The organism is Bacillus mycoides (genome assembly GCF_001757995.1).
In the GTDB taxonomy this organism is placed as follows: domain Bacteria; phylum Bacillota; class Bacilli; order Bacillales; family Bacillaceae_G; genus Bacillus_A; species Bacillus_A mycoides_B.
The window spans coordinates 1-17298 of sequence record NZ_LXLV01000003.1; the positions used below are offsets into that span (position 1 = coordinate 1).

General features: G+C 37.4%; 18 protein-coding genes, 2 rRNA genes and 1 other annotated feature. All 20 genes read left to right on the forward strand.

The window, feature by feature from the left end; all coding sequences use genetic code 11:
* Positions 1–115 (forward strand): 23S ribosomal RNA (locus tag BWGOE10_RS00380); the annotation flags it as partial.
* A gap of 49 nt (positions 116–164) precedes the next feature.
* A 5S ribosomal RNA gene (rrf, locus tag BWGOE10_RS00385) occupies positions 165–280 on the forward strand.
* Between the two features lie 211 nt (positions 281–491).
* Positions 492–953, forward strand: coding sequence for a transcriptional regulator CtsR (ctsR, locus tag BWGOE10_RS00390; RefSeq protein ID WP_002115277.1), 462 nt, complete (start codon positions 492–494; stop codon positions 951–953).
* A gap of 169 nt (positions 954–1122) precedes the next feature.
* Entirely contained in the window at positions 1123–1671 is a 549-nt protein-coding gene (locus tag BWGOE10_RS00395; RefSeq protein WP_070140521.1) for a UvrB/UvrC motif-containing protein, read from the forward strand.
* Between the two features lie 4 nt (positions 1672–1675).
* Positions 1676–2740 carry a protein arginine kinase gene (locus BWGOE10_RS00400; RefSeq protein ID WP_002091490.1) on the forward strand — a complete coding sequence of 355 codons (1065 nt, stop codon included), beginning with the start codon at positions 1676–1678 and terminating at the stop codon, positions 2738–2740.
* Positions 2741–2762: 22 nt separating this feature from the next.
* Positions 2763–5198 carry an ATP-dependent protease ATP-binding subunit ClpC gene (gene clpC, locus BWGOE10_RS00405; protein WP_002063405.1) on the forward strand — a complete coding sequence of 812 codons (2436 nt, stop codon included), beginning with the start codon at positions 2763–2765 and terminating at the stop codon, positions 5196–5198.
* A gap of 94 nt (positions 5199–5292) precedes the next feature.
* Complete coding sequence (gene radA / locus BWGOE10_RS00410; protein WP_070140522.1) at positions 5293–6669, forward strand: DNA repair protein RadA; 1377 nt, start codon at positions 5293–5295, stop codon at positions 6667–6669.
* 3 nt (positions 6670–6672) lie between these two features.
* Positions 6673–7746, forward strand: coding sequence for a DNA integrity scanning diadenylate cyclase DisA (disA, locus tag BWGOE10_RS00415; protein ID WP_070140523.1), 1074 nt, complete (start codon positions 6673–6675; stop codon positions 7744–7746).
* A 160-nt stretch (positions 7747–7906) separates the two neighbouring features.
* Positions 7907–9010, forward strand: coding sequence for a PIN/TRAM domain-containing protein (locus BWGOE10_RS00420; protein ID WP_070140524.1), 1104 nt, complete (start codon positions 7907–7909; stop codon positions 9008–9010).
* Positions 9011–9026: 16 nt separating this feature from the next.
* Positions 9027–9707 (forward strand): 2-C-methyl-D-erythritol 4-phosphate cytidylyltransferase, encoded by a 681-nt coding sequence (gene ispD / locus BWGOE10_RS00425; RefSeq protein WP_070140525.1) that lies wholly within the window; start codon positions 9027–9029, stop codon positions 9705–9707.
* A gap of 117 nt (positions 9708–9824) precedes the next feature.
* Complete coding sequence (gene ispF, locus BWGOE10_RS00430) at positions 9825–10301, forward strand: 2-C-methyl-D-erythritol 2,4-cyclodiphosphate synthase (protein WP_000488386.1); 477 nt, start codon at positions 9825–9827, stop codon at positions 10299–10301.
* A gap of 89 nt (positions 10302–10390) precedes the next feature.
* Positions 10391–11848: a glutamate--tRNA ligase gene (gene gltX, locus BWGOE10_RS00435; RefSeq protein WP_070140526.1), complete on the forward strand. Its 1458-nt coding sequence runs from the start codon at positions 10391–10393 to the stop codon at positions 11846–11848.
* 47 nt (positions 11849–11895) lie between these two features.
* Positions 11896–12141: a binding site (T-box leader), on the forward strand.
* Positions 12142–12288: 147 nt separating this feature from the next.
* Positions 12289–12954: a serine O-acetyltransferase gene (gene cysE / locus BWGOE10_RS00440; RefSeq protein ID WP_070140543.1), complete on the forward strand. Its 666-nt coding sequence runs from the start codon at positions 12289–12291 to the stop codon at positions 12952–12954.
* Positions 12935–14332, forward strand: a complete 1398-nt coding sequence (gene cysS / locus BWGOE10_RS00445; RefSeq protein ID WP_070140527.1) for a cysteine--tRNA ligase — start codon at positions 12935–12937, stop codon at positions 14330–14332. Before cysE ends, cysS begins: the two co-directional genes overlap by 20 nt.
* Positions 14333–14334: 2 nt before the next feature.
* A complete protein-coding gene (locus BWGOE10_RS00450) occupies positions 14335–14742 on the forward strand; it encodes a Mini-ribonuclease 3 (protein ID WP_002063411.1) in 408 nt (135 codons plus the stop codon).
* Positions 14739–15482: a 23S rRNA (guanosine(2251)-2'-O)-methyltransferase RlmB gene (gene rlmB, locus BWGOE10_RS00455; RefSeq protein WP_070140528.1), complete on the forward strand. Its 744-nt coding sequence runs from the start codon at positions 14739–14741 to the stop codon at positions 15480–15482. The genes BWGOE10_RS00450 and rlmB overlap by 4 nt, the downstream gene beginning before the upstream one ends.
* A 3-nt stretch (positions 15483–15485) precedes the next feature.
* Positions 15486–15998 (forward strand): NYN domain-containing protein, encoded by a 513-nt coding sequence (locus BWGOE10_RS00460; protein ID WP_070140529.1) that lies wholly within the window; start codon positions 15486–15488, stop codon positions 15996–15998.
* Positions 15999–16065: 67 nt separating this feature from the next.
* Positions 16066–16725: an RNA polymerase sporulation sigma factor SigH gene (locus BWGOE10_RS00465; RefSeq protein WP_002009799.1), complete on the forward strand. Its 660-nt coding sequence runs from the start codon at positions 16066–16068 to the stop codon at positions 16723–16725.
* Between the two features lie 128 nt (positions 16726–16853).
* On the forward strand, positions 16854–17000 hold the full coding sequence (gene rpmG / locus BWGOE10_RS29390; protein ID WP_012260172.1) for a 50S ribosomal protein L33: 147 nt from the start codon (positions 16854–16856) through the stop codon (positions 16998–17000).
* Between the two features lie 32 nt (positions 17001–17032).
* Positions 17033–17212, forward strand: a complete 180-nt coding sequence (gene secE, locus BWGOE10_RS00470) for a preprotein translocase subunit SecE (RefSeq protein WP_002009797.1) — start codon at positions 17033–17035, stop codon at positions 17210–17212.
* Positions 17213–17298: the final 86 nt, after the last annotated feature.

Genomic DNA, 17298 nt, shown 5'->3' on the forward strand with positions numbered 1-17298 from the left:
TTCCCATAGCGTAAGCTAGTAAGATCCCTGAAAGATGATCAGGTTGATAGGTTCGAGGTGGAAGCATGGTGACATGTGGAGCTGACGAATACTAATAGATCGAGGACTTAACCATATAATATGAAGCGAATGTTATCTAGTTTTGAAGGAATATGCCTTCATAGTTTGGTGATGATGGCAGAGAGGTCACACCCGTTCCCATACCGAACACGGAAGTTAAGCTCTCTAGCGCCGATGGTAGTTGGGACCTTGTCCCTGTGAGAGTAGGACGTCGCCAAGCAACTAAAACACGAGTCATTTGACTCGTGTTTTTTCGTGTTTCTTTTTACAATTCATAGTAATTTAAAAAATCTTTACTTAAAGAATCGTCCTTATGATTAAAGGCAGGGAAATGTGGCTAGGATAGTGAATAAGCAAAAGAGTTGCAAATTTTTTTAATACGTATATAATTAAAGTCAAAGATAGTCAAAGTCAATAAAGGTGGCGGATAAATGAGAAATATATCTGATATCATTGAGAAATATCTAAAGCAAGTTATTGACTTAAGCAATAATAATGTGATTGAAATCAAGAGGAATGAGATCGCTGATCGATTCGATTGCGTGCCGTCTCAAATCAACTATGTAATCAATACCCGTTTTACGTTAGAAAGAGGATTTGTAGTAGAAAGTAAACGAGGTGGAGGAGGTTACATTCGCATTATAAAAGTCAAACTGCATGATGATATAGACATTATTGATCAAATGCTTCATATGATTGATCATAGCGTTGCACAAGGAAATGCTGAAAGTATGATTATACGTTTAATAGAAGAGGGGATTATAACAAATCGTGAAGCAAAACTTATGTTAAGCGTACTAGATCGTTCTGTATTATTAATGGATGTTCCTTCTCGAGATGAACTTAGGGCTCGAATATTATGCGCAATGTTAAGAACACTGAAATATAAATAAATATAACTTTTGTTAAGAATGATAACTAAGATAATGCAGTTTAATATTGTAGGAATTTTGAAAGATGACATGTGCTTTTACTAAATGGATTAAGGAAAGAGAACAATCTAGTAATGTATGAAAAGTAGCATGAGATAGATCGTTCCTGTTGTAAAGGTGGGGGATAGCGATGACTTGTCAAAACTGTAATATAAGACCAGCAACTTTACATTATACAAAAGTAATCAACGAAAAAAAGGCGGAAGTTCATCTTTGCGAGCAATGTGCAGAACAAAGTGGCTATACGTCTTTCTTTCAATCACCGCAGTCTAATTTTTCATTCCATGACCTATTAGCCGGATTATTGCATAGTGAACCAGCAATGTTTGAAGAAGGGCAAGATGCATTTTCAAATACAAATATATCAAGATGTCCGAATTGTAAGATGACATACGAACAATTTACAAAAGTGGGACGCTTTGGATGTGCTTCTTGTTACGATACGTTTAAGGAGCATTTAAAACCATTGTTAAAACGTCTTCACGGTGGGCATACAGAGCATTGTGGAAAAATTCCTGAACGTATAGAAGGAAATATCTACTTAAAGAAAGAATTAGATGAACTAAAACTTAATCTGAAACAATATGTGCAGAAAGAGGAATTTGAGAAAGCAGCTGAAGTACGAGATAAAATTCGAGGTCTTGAAAATCAGCTTAGTGAGCATAGAGAGGGGGAATAGTTCTATGTCACTGGACAGAATTATGAATGAAGCGATTAGTCCATGGATGAAGGGGGATGGCCCTGATTCTGATATTGTTTTAAGTAGTCGAATTCGTTTGGCTCGTAATTTTAAAAAATATCAATTCTCTACTATGCAAAACGAGGAAGAAGCTAAACAGATTCATGAGTTATTTAAGAAGAAGTTTATAAATAAACCTGTAGAACCTTTTGGGGAGTTTGAACTATTAAAAATGAATGAATTAAATCCTCTTCAAAGGAGAGTTTTAGTTGAGAAGCATTTAATTAGTCCAAATCTTGCAGGAACAGAATACGGAGCATGCCTACTATCAGAAAGTGAACATATAAGTATCATGCTTAATGAAGAGGATCATGTTAGGATTCAGTGCCTATTTTCAGGTTTGCAGTTATCAGAGGCGCTTCAAAGTGCCAATCAAATAGATAATTGGATCGAGGAACAGGTTGAATATGCTTTTGATGAATCGCTTGGATATATTACGAGTTGCCCCACTAACGTAGGTACAGGATTAAGGGCTTCGGTAATGATTCATTTGCCAGGACTGGTTTTAACGAAAAGAATTAACCGTATTATACAAGTAATTCAAAAATTAGGGTTAGTAGTAAGAGGAATATACGGTGAAGGTAGCGAAGCGTTAGGTAATATATTTCAAGTGTCAAATCAAATGACACTAGGGAAATCAGAAGAAGATATTATTGCAGATTTAAAGAGTGTCATTCAACAAATCATCCATCAAGAAAAAATGGCTAGAGAATTAATTGTACAAAATTCAAGTATTGAGCTTGAAGATAAGGTATATCGTTCTTACGGAATACTAGCTAACAGTCGTTTAATTCAATCTGCAGAAGCAGCCACTTGCTTATCAGATGTACGACTTGGTATTGACTTAGGATATATACAAGGTATATCGAGAAATATTTTAACCGAGTTAATGGTTCTTACTCAGCCAGGCATTTTGCAACAATATGCAGGAGGACCTCTAGGACCAGAAGAAAGAGATTATCGAAGAGCAACCTTAATCCGTGAGCGATTACGAATTGAACAAAATTAAGCGCAAGTAGGAGGCGATTTCTATGATGTTTGGAAGATTTACAGAACGAGCACAGAAAGTATTAGCTTTATCTCAAGAGGAAGCAATTCGCATTGGGCATAATAATATTGGAACAGAACATATTTTACTTGGGCTTGTACGCGAAGGTGAAGGAATTGCAGCAAAAGCGTTAATTGCTCTTGGATTAAGTCCAGAGAAAGTTCAAAAAGAGGTAGAAGCATTAATTGGACGTGGAACGGAGGCTTCTCAAACAGTACATTACACACCTCGTGCTAAAAAAGTTATTGAGTTGTCTATGGACGAAGCTCGTAAATTGGGCCATTCCTACGTTGGAACAGAACATATTTTACTTGGTTTAATCCGTGAAGGTGAAGGTGTAGCAGCACGTGTTTTAAATAATTTAGGTGTAAGCCTAAATAAAGCAAGACAACAAGTGTTACAACTCCTTGGAAGTAATGAAGCTAGTTCAGGTCACCAAGGTGGTTCATCAACAAATGCGAATACACCTACACTTGACAGTCTAGCACGTGATTTAACAGTTGTTGCACGTGAAAATCGTTTAGATCCTGTTATTGGACGTAGTAAAGAAATTCAACGTGTAATTGAAGTGTTAAGCCGTAGAACAAAAAACAATCCAGTATTAATTGGAGAACCTGGTGTAGGTAAGACAGCAATTGCAGAAGGATTAGCACAGCAAATTGTAAATAATGAGGTTCCTGAAACTTTAAGAGATAAGCGTGTTATGACATTAGATATGGGTACAGTTGTTGCTGGAACAAAATATCGTGGTGAATTTGAGGATCGTTTAAAGAAAGTGATGGATGAGATTCGCCAAGCTGGTAACATCATTCTATTTATTGATGAGCTTCATACGTTAATTGGTGCAGGGGGGGCGGAAGGCGCAATTGATGCGTCGAATATTTTAAAACCATCTTTAGCACGTGGTGAATTACAATGTATTGGTGCAACAACTTTAGACGAATATCGTAAATATATTGAAAAGGATGCAGCATTAGAAAGACGTTTCCAACCAATTCATGTTGACGAACCAAACTTAGAAGAATCAGTTCAAATTTTAAAAGGTTTACGTGACCGTTATGAGGCGCATCACCGCGTATCTATTACAGATGATGCAATTGATGCGGCTGTAAAACTTTCAGATCGTTACATTACAGACCGTTTTTTACCTGATAAAGCAATCGATTTAATTGATGAGGCTGCATCAAAAGTGCGCTTACGTTCTTATACAACACCGCCAAACTTAAAAGAGCTTGAAGTGAAGCTTGAGGAAATTAGAAAAGAAAAAGATGCAGCTGTACAAAGCCAAGAATTTGAAAAAGCTGCTTCCTTACGTGATATGGAACAACGTTTACGTGAAAAGTTAGAAGATACAAAGCGTCAGTGGAAAGAGAAACAAGGACAAGAAAACTCAGAAGTAACAGTAGAAGATATTGCAAATGTCGTTTCCACATGGACACGTATTCCGGTTTCTAAACTTGCACAAACAGAGACAGATAAATTATTAAACTTGGAATCAATTTTACATGATCGTTTAATTGGGCAGGATGAAGCAGTTGTAGCTGTGGCAAAAGCTGTTCGTCGTGCGAGAGCGGGATTAAAAGATCCGAAACGTCCAATTGGCTCATTTATTTTCCTAGGACCGACTGGTGTAGGTAAAACAGAACTAGCGAGGGCATTAGCGGAATCTATGTTCGGTGATGAGGATGCAATGATCCGCATCGATATGTCTGAGTACATGGAAAAGCATTCTACTTCTCGTTTAGTTGGATCTCCTCCAGGATATGTTGGATATGAAGAAGGTGGACAATTAACAGAGAAAGTTCGTCGTAAGCCATATTCAGTTGTCTTATTAGATGAAGTAGAGAAAGCTCATCCTGATGTGTTTAATATTTTACTACAAGTATTAGAAGATGGCCGTTTAACAGATTCTAAAGGACGTACAGTTGATTTCCGTAATACAATTGTTATTATGACGTCTAATGTGGGTGCAGACGCATTAAAACGTAATAAACATCTTGGATTTAACGTACAAGATGAGAGCCGCGATTATTCAGATATGAAAGGTAAAGTAATGGATGAGTTGAAAAAAGCATTTCGTCCAGAATTTTTAAACCGTATTGATGAAATTATCGTGTTCCATATGCTTGAGAAAAAACATATTCAAGAAATTGTAACTCTTATGGTGAATCAGTTAGTGAATCGCTTAAAAGAACAAGAGATTGAATTGCACTTAACAGAAGGAGCAATTTCAGCAATTGCTGATAAAGGATTTGATCGAGAGTACGGTGCTCGTCCGCTTCGTAGAGCAATTCAAAAACATGTAGAAGATAGATTATCAGAAGAACTGTTAAAAGGTGCTATTGAGAAAGGACAAAAAGTTATCTTTGATATAGAAGGAGAATCATTTGTCATTCATAGTGCGGAAAAGGTAAAATAAGTATAGACAAACGAAGAGGGCTACGCGATAGCCCTCTTTCTTGTACGAGAAGGATAAACGTTTGTAGATGAAAGTGAAGTGAACTATAAAAGATATGGCTAAAAAGAAAACAAAATTTACATGTCAAGAATGTGGTTATCAGTCGCCAAAATATATGGGGAAATGTCCTGGATGTGGTCAATGGAATACGCTTGTTGAAGAGATGGAACCAGTTGTATCATCAAGACGCCTTAATTATGCCAATGCAATTCAATCAGAAGTAACAAAACCAAGACGCTTAACAGAGGTAGAAACAAAGTCTGAGGCGCGTATTGAAACGAAATTTCAAGAGTTTAACCGTGTACTTGGTGGCGGGATTGTAGATGGATCTTTAGTACTTATTGGTGGAGACCCTGGGATTGGGAAATCAACATTGTTATTACAAATTTCATCGCAATTAGCAGATTCTTCATATGATGTACTATACATATCAGGTGAGGAGTCAGCAAAGCAGATTAAACTTCGTGCAGATCGTTTGCATGTAAAGGGTAGTAATCTATTTGTTGTAGCAGAGACTGATTTACAGCGAATTGCAGCGCACATTGAAGAGATGAATCCAGCTTTTGTTGTTATTGACTCCATTCAGACGATACATTTACCTGAAGTGACGTCAGCCCCAGGGAGTGTAGCGCAAGTGCGTGAATGTACAGCGGAATTAATGAAACTTGCAAAGACGAAAGGGATTCCTATTTTTATCGTCGGACATGTGACAAAAGAAGGGGCAATTGCAGGACCACGTATGCTAGAACATATGGTTGATGCAGTTCTTTACTTTGAAGGAGATCGTCACCATACATATCGTATTTTGCGAGCTGTGAAGAACCGTTTTGGTTCCACAAATGAAATGGGTATCTTTGAAATGAAGGAACTAGGTCTTGCAGAAGTACTAAATCCTTCTGAAATTTTCCTTGAGGAACGTCCAGTTGGAGTTGCAGGATCTACAGTGGTTGCTTCAATGGAAGGAACAAGACCGGTTTTAGTGGAAATACAAGCATTAATCTCCCCTACTAGTTTTGGAAATCCTCGAAGAATGGCGACGGGAATTGATCATAACCGCGTTTCACTTATTATGGCAGTGCTAGAAAAAAGAACAGGTTTATTGTTGCAAAATCAAGACGCATATTTAAAAGTCGCGGGTGGCTTGAAATTAGATGAACCAGCAATCGATTTAGCTGTCGCTTTAAGTATTGCTTCAAGTTTCAGGGATAAAGCCACTGCACCAACCGATGCGGTAATAGGAGAAGTAGGCCTAACTGGAGAAATAAGAAGAGTATCAAGAATTGAACAGCGTGTACAAGAAGCAGCGAAATTAGGATTTCAACGTGCTATTATTCCTAGAAAAAATTTGGGAGGATGGACAGTTCCAGATGGGATTGAGGTAGTAGGTGTTTCTAATTTAGGAGAAGCGCTTCGTTTGACATTAGGAGGCTAGGCTATGGAGGAAAACAAGCAACGTGTCAAAAGTATGATTAACATTCTACAGCTCGTTGCCCCAGGAACACCACTACGCGAAGGGATAGATAACGTACTTCGTGCGCAAACTGGAGGGCTAATTGTTCTTGGATATAATGAGCAGATTAAAAGTATTGTTGATGGAGGATTTCACATTAATTGTGCATTCTCACCGGCTAGTTTATATGAATTAGCAAAAATGGATGGGGCACTTATTTTAAATGAAACTGGAAGCAAAATTTTAATTGCAAATGCACAATTAGTTCCAGATCCATCCATTGATTCTATTGAAACAGGTATGCGTCACCGAACGGCAGAGCGTGTAGCAAAGCAGACAGCTAGCCTTGTTGTGGCTATTTCACAAAGACGTAACGTAATTACACTATATCAAGGGAACTTACGTTATACACTAAAAGATATAGGTGTAATTTTAACAAAGGCAAACCAAGCTATTCAAACGTTAGAAAAATATAAAGCTGTATGGAATGATGGGATTACGAATTTGGGCATTCTAGAATTTGAAGAGGTCGTTACAATGTCCGAGGTAGTTCACGTTTTACATAGTGTTGAAATGGTACTGCGTATTAAAAATGAAATATTGAGCTATATTCATGAGTTAGGAACAGAAGGCAGGTTAATTCGTTTACAACTTACAGAACTACTAGCCGATTTAGAGGCAGAGGCAGCGTTATTAATTAAGGATTATTATCAAGAAAAAACGCAGGATCACCATCAAATTTTGAAAAAGTTACAAGATCTTGCAAATACACAGCTTTTAGAGGATAGCGATTTAGTTAAATTGCTCGGCTATCCAGGGCAAACGAGCTTAGAAGAAAGCGTGACACCGAGGGGATACCGAATCGCAAGCAAAATTTCTCGTGTTCCACCACTTATCATTGAAAATTTAATTAATCGATTTAAAACGCTACAAGGTGTTTGTCGTGCAACTATTAATGAATTGGATGATGTGGAAGGAATTGGGGAAGTTAGGGCGAAGAAAATACGTGAGGGCCTAAAAAGAATTCAAGAGCATCTCTATATGAGTAGACACAATTAAGAATATTACATTGATTCCATAATATAACGACACTAGAACATTTTTGTTATATGATATGGTATATTGGTAAATAAAACTATTTACAAAAAAACACATCCGCTTTTGCATTCGGCGTTTTGATAAGCGAAACAATGGTTAATAATGAGTAGGAGGTGGTTGGATGTTAAAACGGATCGTACAGCTCTTCTTTTTAGTGATCGGGGGAGCATTAGGGATTTTCTTAATTCCAAAAGTTATTAATGTAATGGACATCGGAGCTGTTCCTTGGCTTGAGGGATCGTATGTTCGTGCGATTATTGGTGCAATTATTTTATTTTTAACAACATTTTGGCTTGTAGATTATATTGTTAAACTTATTAAGCATATCGAAGAAGCCCTTGTAAAGGCACCGGTAGCGGATGTTTTATTTGGTACATTAGGGTTGATCTCTGGTCTTATTGTTGCATATTTAATTTTGATACCAATTCGTGAATTCACGATTCCAGTCATTAGTACAGTATTACAAGTATTCTTTACTCTTTTACTTGGTTATTTAGGATTCCAAGTAGGATTTAAAAAGAGAAATGAATTGTTAGGATTATTTACATTACCCCAGCGCGGAGGTAAAAAGAAAAACAATAGTGAGAACGAAGAGGTAGAGGTAGAAAAATCTACAACTCATTGGAAAATCCTCGATACAAGTGTAATTATTGATGGACGTATTGCGGATATTTGCCAAACGAAGTTTTTAGAAGGAACAATTGTAATTCCACAATTCGTATTAGAAGAGCTTCAGCATATTGCCGATTCTTCTGATGCTTTAAAGCGTAATCGTGGTCGTAGAGGATTAGACATTTTAAATCGTATTCAAAAAGAGATGCCAATTCCGGTAGAAATTTATGAAGGCGATTTCGAGGATATCCAAGAAGTGGATAGCAAGCTTGTAAAGTTAGCGAAAGTCACTGGTGGAACTGTTGTAACAAATGATTTCAACTTAAACAAAGTTTCTGAATTACAAGGAGTAACAGTGTTAAACATTAATGATTTAGCAAATGCAATCAAACCAGTCGTACTCCCTGGCGAAGAACTAAGTGTTTATGTTGTAAAAGATGGTAAAGAGCAAAATCAAGGTGTTGCATACTTAGATGATGGCACGATGATTGTAGTAGAAGACGGTAGAGAATTTGTCGGTTCGCAACTTAATGTACTAGTTACAAGTGTGTTGCAAACATCGGCCGGTCGTATGATTTTCGCAAAACGTAAATTATTAGAAAAAGCATTATAAGTAGAGGATTATTAATATGTATACATTAATTATTCCAGCAGCGGGTCAAGGGAAACGAATGGGTGCTGGTAAAAATAAGTTGTTCTTACTTATAAATGAAGTACCAATCATTGTACATACATTACGTGCTTTTGAAAAAGATAAAGCATGTAAAGGTATTATTATCGCAATTAACGAAGAGGAACGCCCTTATTTTGAGGAGTTAATGCAGAAGTACCCAGTTGAAAAACAGGTGCAATTTATTCAAGGCGGGGCTGAAAGGCAAGATAGCGTATATAATGCGCTTCAGCATGTGAGCGGAGTTGAGTATGTTCTCGTACACGATGGTGCGCGCCCGTTCGTAACGAATAAAATGATACAAGATGTATTAACTACAGCAGAAAAACATGGTGCTTCCATTTGTGCGGTGCCAGTGAAGGATACAATTAAGAAAGTAGAACAGGGTGTTGTTGTTGAAACGGTAGAACGCTCTCAGCTGAGAGCGGTTCAAACACCGCAAGGATTTTCTGTTCCTCTTTTATTAGAAGCTCATAGAAGTGCAAAACAAAGTTGTTTCCTTGGTACAGATGATGCAAGTCTCGTAGAACGTATCGGGAAGCAAGTAGGCGTAGTAGAGGGGAGTTACTATAATATTAAAGTGACGACTCCAGAGGATTTATTAATTGCTGAAAGTTTCCTTCATGTTCAGGGGAAATAGAAGTGATGGTATTATAGTAAAGAAAAGCTCGGCCGTTGCCGAGCTTTTCTTTATAGAGATAGCAATATAATATAGAGTCATAAAGCTCAGTAGTTTAGTTTGAGGAGGATGTAAAGAATGTTTCGAATTGGACAAGGTTTTGATGTACATGAATTTGCGGAAGGTAGACCGTTAATTATCGGCGGAATTACAATTCCTCATGAGAAAGGATTAATCGGTCACTCGGATGCAGATGTATTGTTACATACGATTGCTGATGCATGTCTAGGAGCAATTGCAGCAGGAGATATTGGAAAACATTTTCCTGATACAGATCCTGCCTTTAAAGATGCGGATTCAGCTGTATTGTTACAAAAGGTTTGGGAATTTGTGCGTGAACAAGGTTATGAGCTAGGGAACCTAGATTGTACAATTATTGCCCAAAAGCCAAAAATGGCACCGCATATTGAAAGCATGCGTAAACGTATTAGTGAACTATTAGAAACGTCTATTGATAATATTAATGTAAAGGCAACAACAACAGAAAAATTAGGATTTACAGGTAGAGAAGAAGGAATTGCTTCTCAAGCGGTTGTTTTATTACAGAAAAAATAGTGGTTTTTAATTCGTAAGATGGATAATCACGTTTTTTTGGTGTACAATTATAGAATGTGTTGACATTAAGATTGGAAGGTGTACCAACTATGGAAAAGCAAGTGAGAGTGCGCTATGCGCCAAGTCCAACAGGACACTTACATATCGGAAATGCGCGTACGGCATTATTTAATTATTTATTTGCTCGTCATCAAGATGGTAAGTTTATTATTCGTATTGAAGATACTGATGTGAAACGTAATGTTGCTGGTGGAGAAGAAAGCCAATTAAAATACTTGAAATGGCTCGGTATGGACTGGGATGAAGGTGTTGATGTTGGTGGTGAATTTGGACCATATCGTCAAACAGAGCGTTTAGATATTTATAAAAAATTATATGAAGATTTATTAGAGCGTGATTTAGCTTACAAATGTTATATGACAGAAGAAGAGCTAGAGGCAGAGCGTGAAGGTCAAATCGCTCGTGGTGAAACACCGCGTTATGCAGGAAACCACCGTGATTTAACTGAGGAGCAAATTAAAGGATTTGAGGCTGAAGGCCGTATTCCAAGTATTCGCTTCCGTGTGCCGGCTGATAGCGACTACACGTTTAAAGATATCGTAAAAGATGAAGTTGCATTCCATTCAAATGATTTTGGTGATTTCGTTATCGTGAAAAAAGATGGAATTCCAACTTATAACTTTGCGGTAGCAGTAGATGATCACTTAATGGAGATTACACACGTACTTCGTGGTGATGATCATATTTCAAACACGCCAAAACAAATGATGATTTATGAAGCTTTCGGTTGGGATATTCCGCAGTTCGGTCATATGACTTTAATTGTAAACGAAAGCCGTAAAAAGCTAAGTAAGCGTGACGAATCTATTATTCAATTTATTGAGCAATATAAAGATCTTGGATATCTTCCAGAAGCAATCTTTAACTTTATTGCATTACTAGGTTGGTCACCAGTAGGTGAAGAAGAAATCTTCTCTCAAGATGAGTTTATCAAAATGTTTGATGCAGCTCGTTTATCAAAATCACCTGCATTATTTGATTCTCAAAAACTAAAATGGATGAACAACCAATATATGAAAAAACAAGATTTAGATACGGTTGTTGAACTAAGCTTACCGCATTTAGTGAAAGCGGGTCGCGTGGGTGAAAACTTAAGCGAACAAGAACAAGCTTGGGTTCGTGATGTAATTGCTTTATATCATGACCAAATGAGCTTTGGAGCTGAAATTGTAGAGCTTTCTGAAATGTTCTTTAAAGATCATGTTGATCATGAAGAAGAAGGACAAGAAGTATTGGAAGGTGAACAAGTACCTGAAGTACTTCGTGCATTTGCCGATCAATTAGAAGCTTTAGAAGCAATGGAGCCAGCGGCAGTTAAGGCGGCTATTAAAGCAGTTCAAAAGGAAACAGGACATAAAGGTAAAAACCTATTTATGCCAATCCGTGTTGCTACTACTGGACAAACGCATGGTCCAGAGCTTCCTAACGCTATTGCTCTTCTTGGAAAAGAAAAAGTTTTAAATCGTATTCAAAAAGTAATTGGTTAACATTTTCTAGGTTTAGCAATATAATAAGTATACCTAAAATCTAATAAGGAAAAGCGACGAGAAGGAGAAGTAGAAAATCAGGCTTTTTACAGAGAGAACCACCCTTAGGCTGGAAGTGGTTTATAAGCGGATTTTTGAAATGCCCCTTCGAGTCTTCTGTTGAACAGCGAAGCATTTCGCGGAACGTCTTAGGGCGCAAAGTAAACAGAAGCGGTGTAAACCGTTATCATGGATGAGTTTGAGGCTTCTTTAGCCTAAACAGAGTGGAACCGCGCTTATAAGGCGTCTCTGTCTATATGACAGAGGCGTCTTTTTTTTATACCATGTAAATGGGTGTGAGTATAAGTTTTATCCCCTTGTATAAAGATTTAGGGGTAAGTGGGGAGTTAGGGGATTTAGTTCACTCGAAAAAAGCAGCCCATAAAGGGGAGGGAACATCGATGTTTAAGAGGCTTCGGGAAGATATTGAAGTCGTTTTTGAACAGGATCCAGCGGCACGAAGTTATTTCGAAGTCATTTTAACTTACTCTGGATTACATGCAGTTTGGGCCCATCGAATTGCACATGCTTTTTATAAAAGGAATTTTTTCTTTATGGCACGTTGGATTTCGCAGGTTAGTCGTTTTTTTACTGGCATTGAGATTCATCCAGGAGCAACTATTGGTCGTCGTTTTTTCATTGATCATGGAATGGGGATTGTAATTGGAGAAACGTGTGAAATTGGAGAAAACGTAACAATTTATCAAGGTGTCACATTAGGTGGTACAGGTAAAGAAAAAGGAAAGAGGCACCCTACAATTCAGGATAATGTATTAATTGCAACAGGTGCTAAAGTACTAGGTTCTATTACTATTGGAGAGAACTCTAAAATAGGAGCAGGATCTGTCGTGTTAAAGGAAGTTCCTGCGCATTCTACAGTTGTAGGTATACCTGGCCGAGTCGTTATTCAAAATGGAGTAAAGATTGGTCAAGAATTAAATCATTCTGATCTTCCGGATCCGATTTTCGATAAATTAAAGGTTATGGAAGCAGAACTTGATAAAATGAGAAAGCAACTCGAAGTGAAGGTAGAAAGGAAGGATAAAAATGACTATTCACATTTATAATACGTTAACGCGTCAAAAAGAAGAGTTTATGCCATTAGAAGAAAATAAGGTAAAGATGTATGTGTGCGGACCTACAGTGTATAACTACATTCACATTGGGAATGCAAGACCACCTATGGTGTTTGATACAGTACGCCGTTACTTAGAATATAAAGGATATGATGTGCAGTATGTATCTAACTTTACTGACGTGGATGATAAATTAATTAAGGCGGCAAACGAATTAGGTGAAGATGTGCCAACAATTGCAGATCGCTTTGTTGAAGCTTACTTTGAAGATGTCACGGCACTAGGTTGCAAACATGCAACGGTTCATCCACGTGTAACGGAAAATATGGATATCATTATTGAATTTATTCAAGAACTTGTGAATAAAGGGTATGCATATGAATCAGAAGGTGATGTGTACTTTAAAACGAAAGAATTCGAAGGTTACGGTAAATTATCACATCAGCCGATTGCAGACTTACGTCACGGTGCACGTATTGAAGTAGGAGAAAAGAAACAAGACCCTCTTGACTTTGCTTTATGGAAAGATGCGAAAGAAGGAGAAATCTTCTGGGAAAGCCCTTGGGGGAAAGGACGCCCAGGGTGGCATATTGAATGCTCAGCAATGGCACGTAAATATTTAGGGGATACAATTGATATTCATGCTGGTGGTCAAGATTTAGCATTTCCTCATCATGAAAATGAAATTGCGCAGTCTGAGGCGTTGACAGGAAAAACATTTGCACGTTATTGGATGCATAATGGATATATTAATATTAATAACGAGAAGATGTCTAAGTCGCTTGGAAACTTCATTTTAGTTCACGATATCATTAAACAATATGATCCGCAGTTAATCAGGTTCTTTATGCTATCGGTACATTACCGTCACCCAATTAACTTTAGCGAAGATTTATTGCAAAGTACTAATAATGGACTAGAAAGAATTAAAACAGCTTACGGTAACTTAAAGCATCGTATAGAAAGTAGTACGGATTTAACGGACCATAGTGAAAAATGGTTAGCTGAAATGGAAAAGTTCCAGATTGCATTCGAAGAAGCGATGGATGATGATTTCAATACGGCTAATGCGATTACTGAATTATATAACGTAGCAAATCACGCAAATCAATATTTGTTAGAAGAACATACTTCTAAAGTTGTAATTGAAGCGTATGTAAAACAACTTGAAACATTATTTAGTATTTTAGGATTAGAATTAGCACAAGAAGAGTTGCTTGATGAAGAAATTGAAGCACTAATCCAAAAGCGTATTGAAGCTCGTCAAAATCGTGACTTCGCATTATCTGATCAAATTCGCGATGATTTAAAAGGAAGTAATATTATTTTAGAAGATACCGCTCAAGGTACAAGATGGAAAAGAGGATAAGAATGATTGATGCAAAGCAATTGAACAGCTTAGCGTTAGCATATATGGGTGATGCGGTATATGAACAATATATCCGCTATCACCTCCTTCAAAAAGGGAAAGTTCGCCCTAATCAATTACATCGCTTAGGGACGAGCTTTGTTTCGGCAAAAGCACAGGCGAAAGTTGTTTATCATTTATTAGAGACGGCATTTTTGACAGAAGAGGAAGAGGCGGTATTAAGAAGAGGGCGTAATGCGAATTCGGGTACTGTTCCGAAAAATACAGATGTACAAACATATCGACATAGTACAGCCTTTGAAGCGCTAATCGGTTATCATCACTTGTTGAATAATCGTGAAAGATTGGACGAGATTGTATATAAGGCGATTGATGTTTTGGAAGAAAAGGAAGGGAGCACATCATCATGAGTAGTGAATATATTATCGGGCGTAACCCTGTAATTGAAGCTTTAAGAGCGGGGCGAGATATTAATAAAATTTTGGTAGCGGAAGGTGCTGCCAAAGGACAAGTGCAGATTGTACTAGCATTAGCAAAAGAGAATAAGGTTATTTTGCAACACGCACCAAAGAAGAAATTAGATCAATTGGTTGAGGGAAATCATCAAGGTGTAATTGCTCAAGTAGCTGCATATCAATATGCTGAGTTAGAGGATTTGTTTAAATTAGCAGAAAAACGTAATGAAGATCCGTTCTTCTTAATTTTAGATGAAATTGAAGACCCGCATAACTTAGGTTCTATTATGCGTACTGCGGATGCAACAGGGGCTCATGGGGTTATTATTCCAAAAAGAAGAGCGGTGGGACTTACAGCGGCAGTTGCGAAAGCGTCGACTGGGGCAATTGAATATATTCCTGTTGCACGTGTAACAAATTTATCACGTACAATTGATGAATTAAAAGAACGTGGACTTTGGATTGCTGGTACAGATGCCAAAGGGAAAACAGATTACCGTAATTTAGATGGTAATATGCCAATCGGACTAGTAATTGGTAGTGAAGGAAAAGGTATGAGTCGTATTATTGGTGAAAAGTGTGATTTCCTAATTACTTTACCGATGGTCGGTAAAGTTACATCCTTAAATGCTTCGGTAGCCGCAAGTTTGTTAATGTATGAGGTATATCGTAAACGTCACGAAATTGGTAAATAAAAAATGGACGATATTTTAATCGTTGACGGTTACAACATTATCGGAGCTTGGGGAGACTTGAAGAAACTGCGGGATGTAGATTTACAATCATCAAGAGACGCACTTATTGATAAGATGGCGGATTATCAAGGCTATACAGGCACAAAGGTAATGATTGTCTTTGATGCCTATACAGTCTATGGTATTGAAAAAAAGATGAAACAATCGCGGGTGGAAGTAATATTCACGAGAAAGAATCAAACTGCAGATGAAAAGATAGAACAACTTGCGATTGAGCTTAGAAATATAAATACACAAATATACGTTGCAACTTCGGATTATACGGAGCAATGGATTATATTTGCGCAAGGTGCACTTCGAAAATCTGCGCGTGAATTAGAGTTAGAAGTGCAAGCGATGGAACAACAAGTAAGAAGGCGTACAAAAGACACGAAAGAAAAGCAACCCGCCATGCGAAAGATATTTAGTGAAGATATTACAGAAAAATTAGAAAAATTAAGAAGAGGAGAGCGTTGAAGCATTGACGCTCTTTATCTTTTTACTGTATAATATTGCTAAATATATAGCGGTCGGAGGGATCAAGGTGGAAGCAGGCTTCGTAAGTGTAGGCGACGTTACATTTCGTGATTTAGAGGATGAGGCAATCGTTGAGTTAGTTCGAAAAGGTAATACTGACGCTCTAGAATATTTAATTCACAAATATAAGAACTTTGTTCGCGCGAAATCAAGATCTTATTTCTTGGTGGGTGCCGATCGAGAAGATATTGTTCAAGAAGGCATGATTGGATTGTTTAAAGCCATTCGTGATTATAAAGGGGACAAGCTGTCTTCGTTCAAAGCATTTGCTGAACTGTGTATCACTCGACAAATTATTACCGCTATTAAAACAGCAACAAGGCAAAAGCATATTCCATTAAATTCGTATGTGTCTTTAGACAAGCCAATTTACGATGAGGAATCTGATCGAACACTATTAGATGTTATTTCGGAATCGAAAGTAACTGATCCAGAAGAGATGATTATAAGTCAGGAAGAATATACAGACATAGAATCGAAAATATCTGAATTATTAAGCGATTTAGAAAGAAAAGTGCTCTCTTTATACTTAGATGGTCGTTCCTATCAAGAAATTTCAGAACAGTTAAACAGGCATGTGAAATCTATTGATAACGCATTACAGCGTGTAAAAAGGAAATTAGAAAGATATATGGAGATGAGAGAGAGTACAACTTTAAATTCATAGCAAGTGCCGCAGGTGTAAAATAATTCACCTGTTTTCTTTTTGCGAAGAGAGTGAAAGTCATGACATTGACATTGTCTTTTGTTGTATGATACATTTTTAGGGACAATGTTACAAGGTTGGTGTAACTAATGAGGAAAAAAGTTGTACTCTCATGTGAAGAGTGTAAAAATCGAAACTACTCTACGATGAAAGATACGAGCTCAGTAGAGCGACTTGAGATAAAGAAGTTTTGTAAAACATGCAATAAGCATACAGTTCACAAAGAAACAAAATAAATAATTGAAATAATACACTGGAGGTCCCGTAGATGCGTTTAACGAACTTTTTCGGCGATGTAGGTCGCGAAATGAAAAAAGTAAGTTGGCCTAAAAAAGATGAATTACTCCGCTCAACAACGACTGTTATCGCGACAGTTGTGTTCTTTGCGATTTTCTTCGCAGTGGTTGATATGGGCATTTCTTCTTTAATTCGGTTAATTCTTGGTTAATTCTTGAATAAGAAGCACTTATCCATGATATAATGTTATTTATAAGAACTGTGTAAAAGCCCGGTGAACGGGTTTTTTCATTTGCG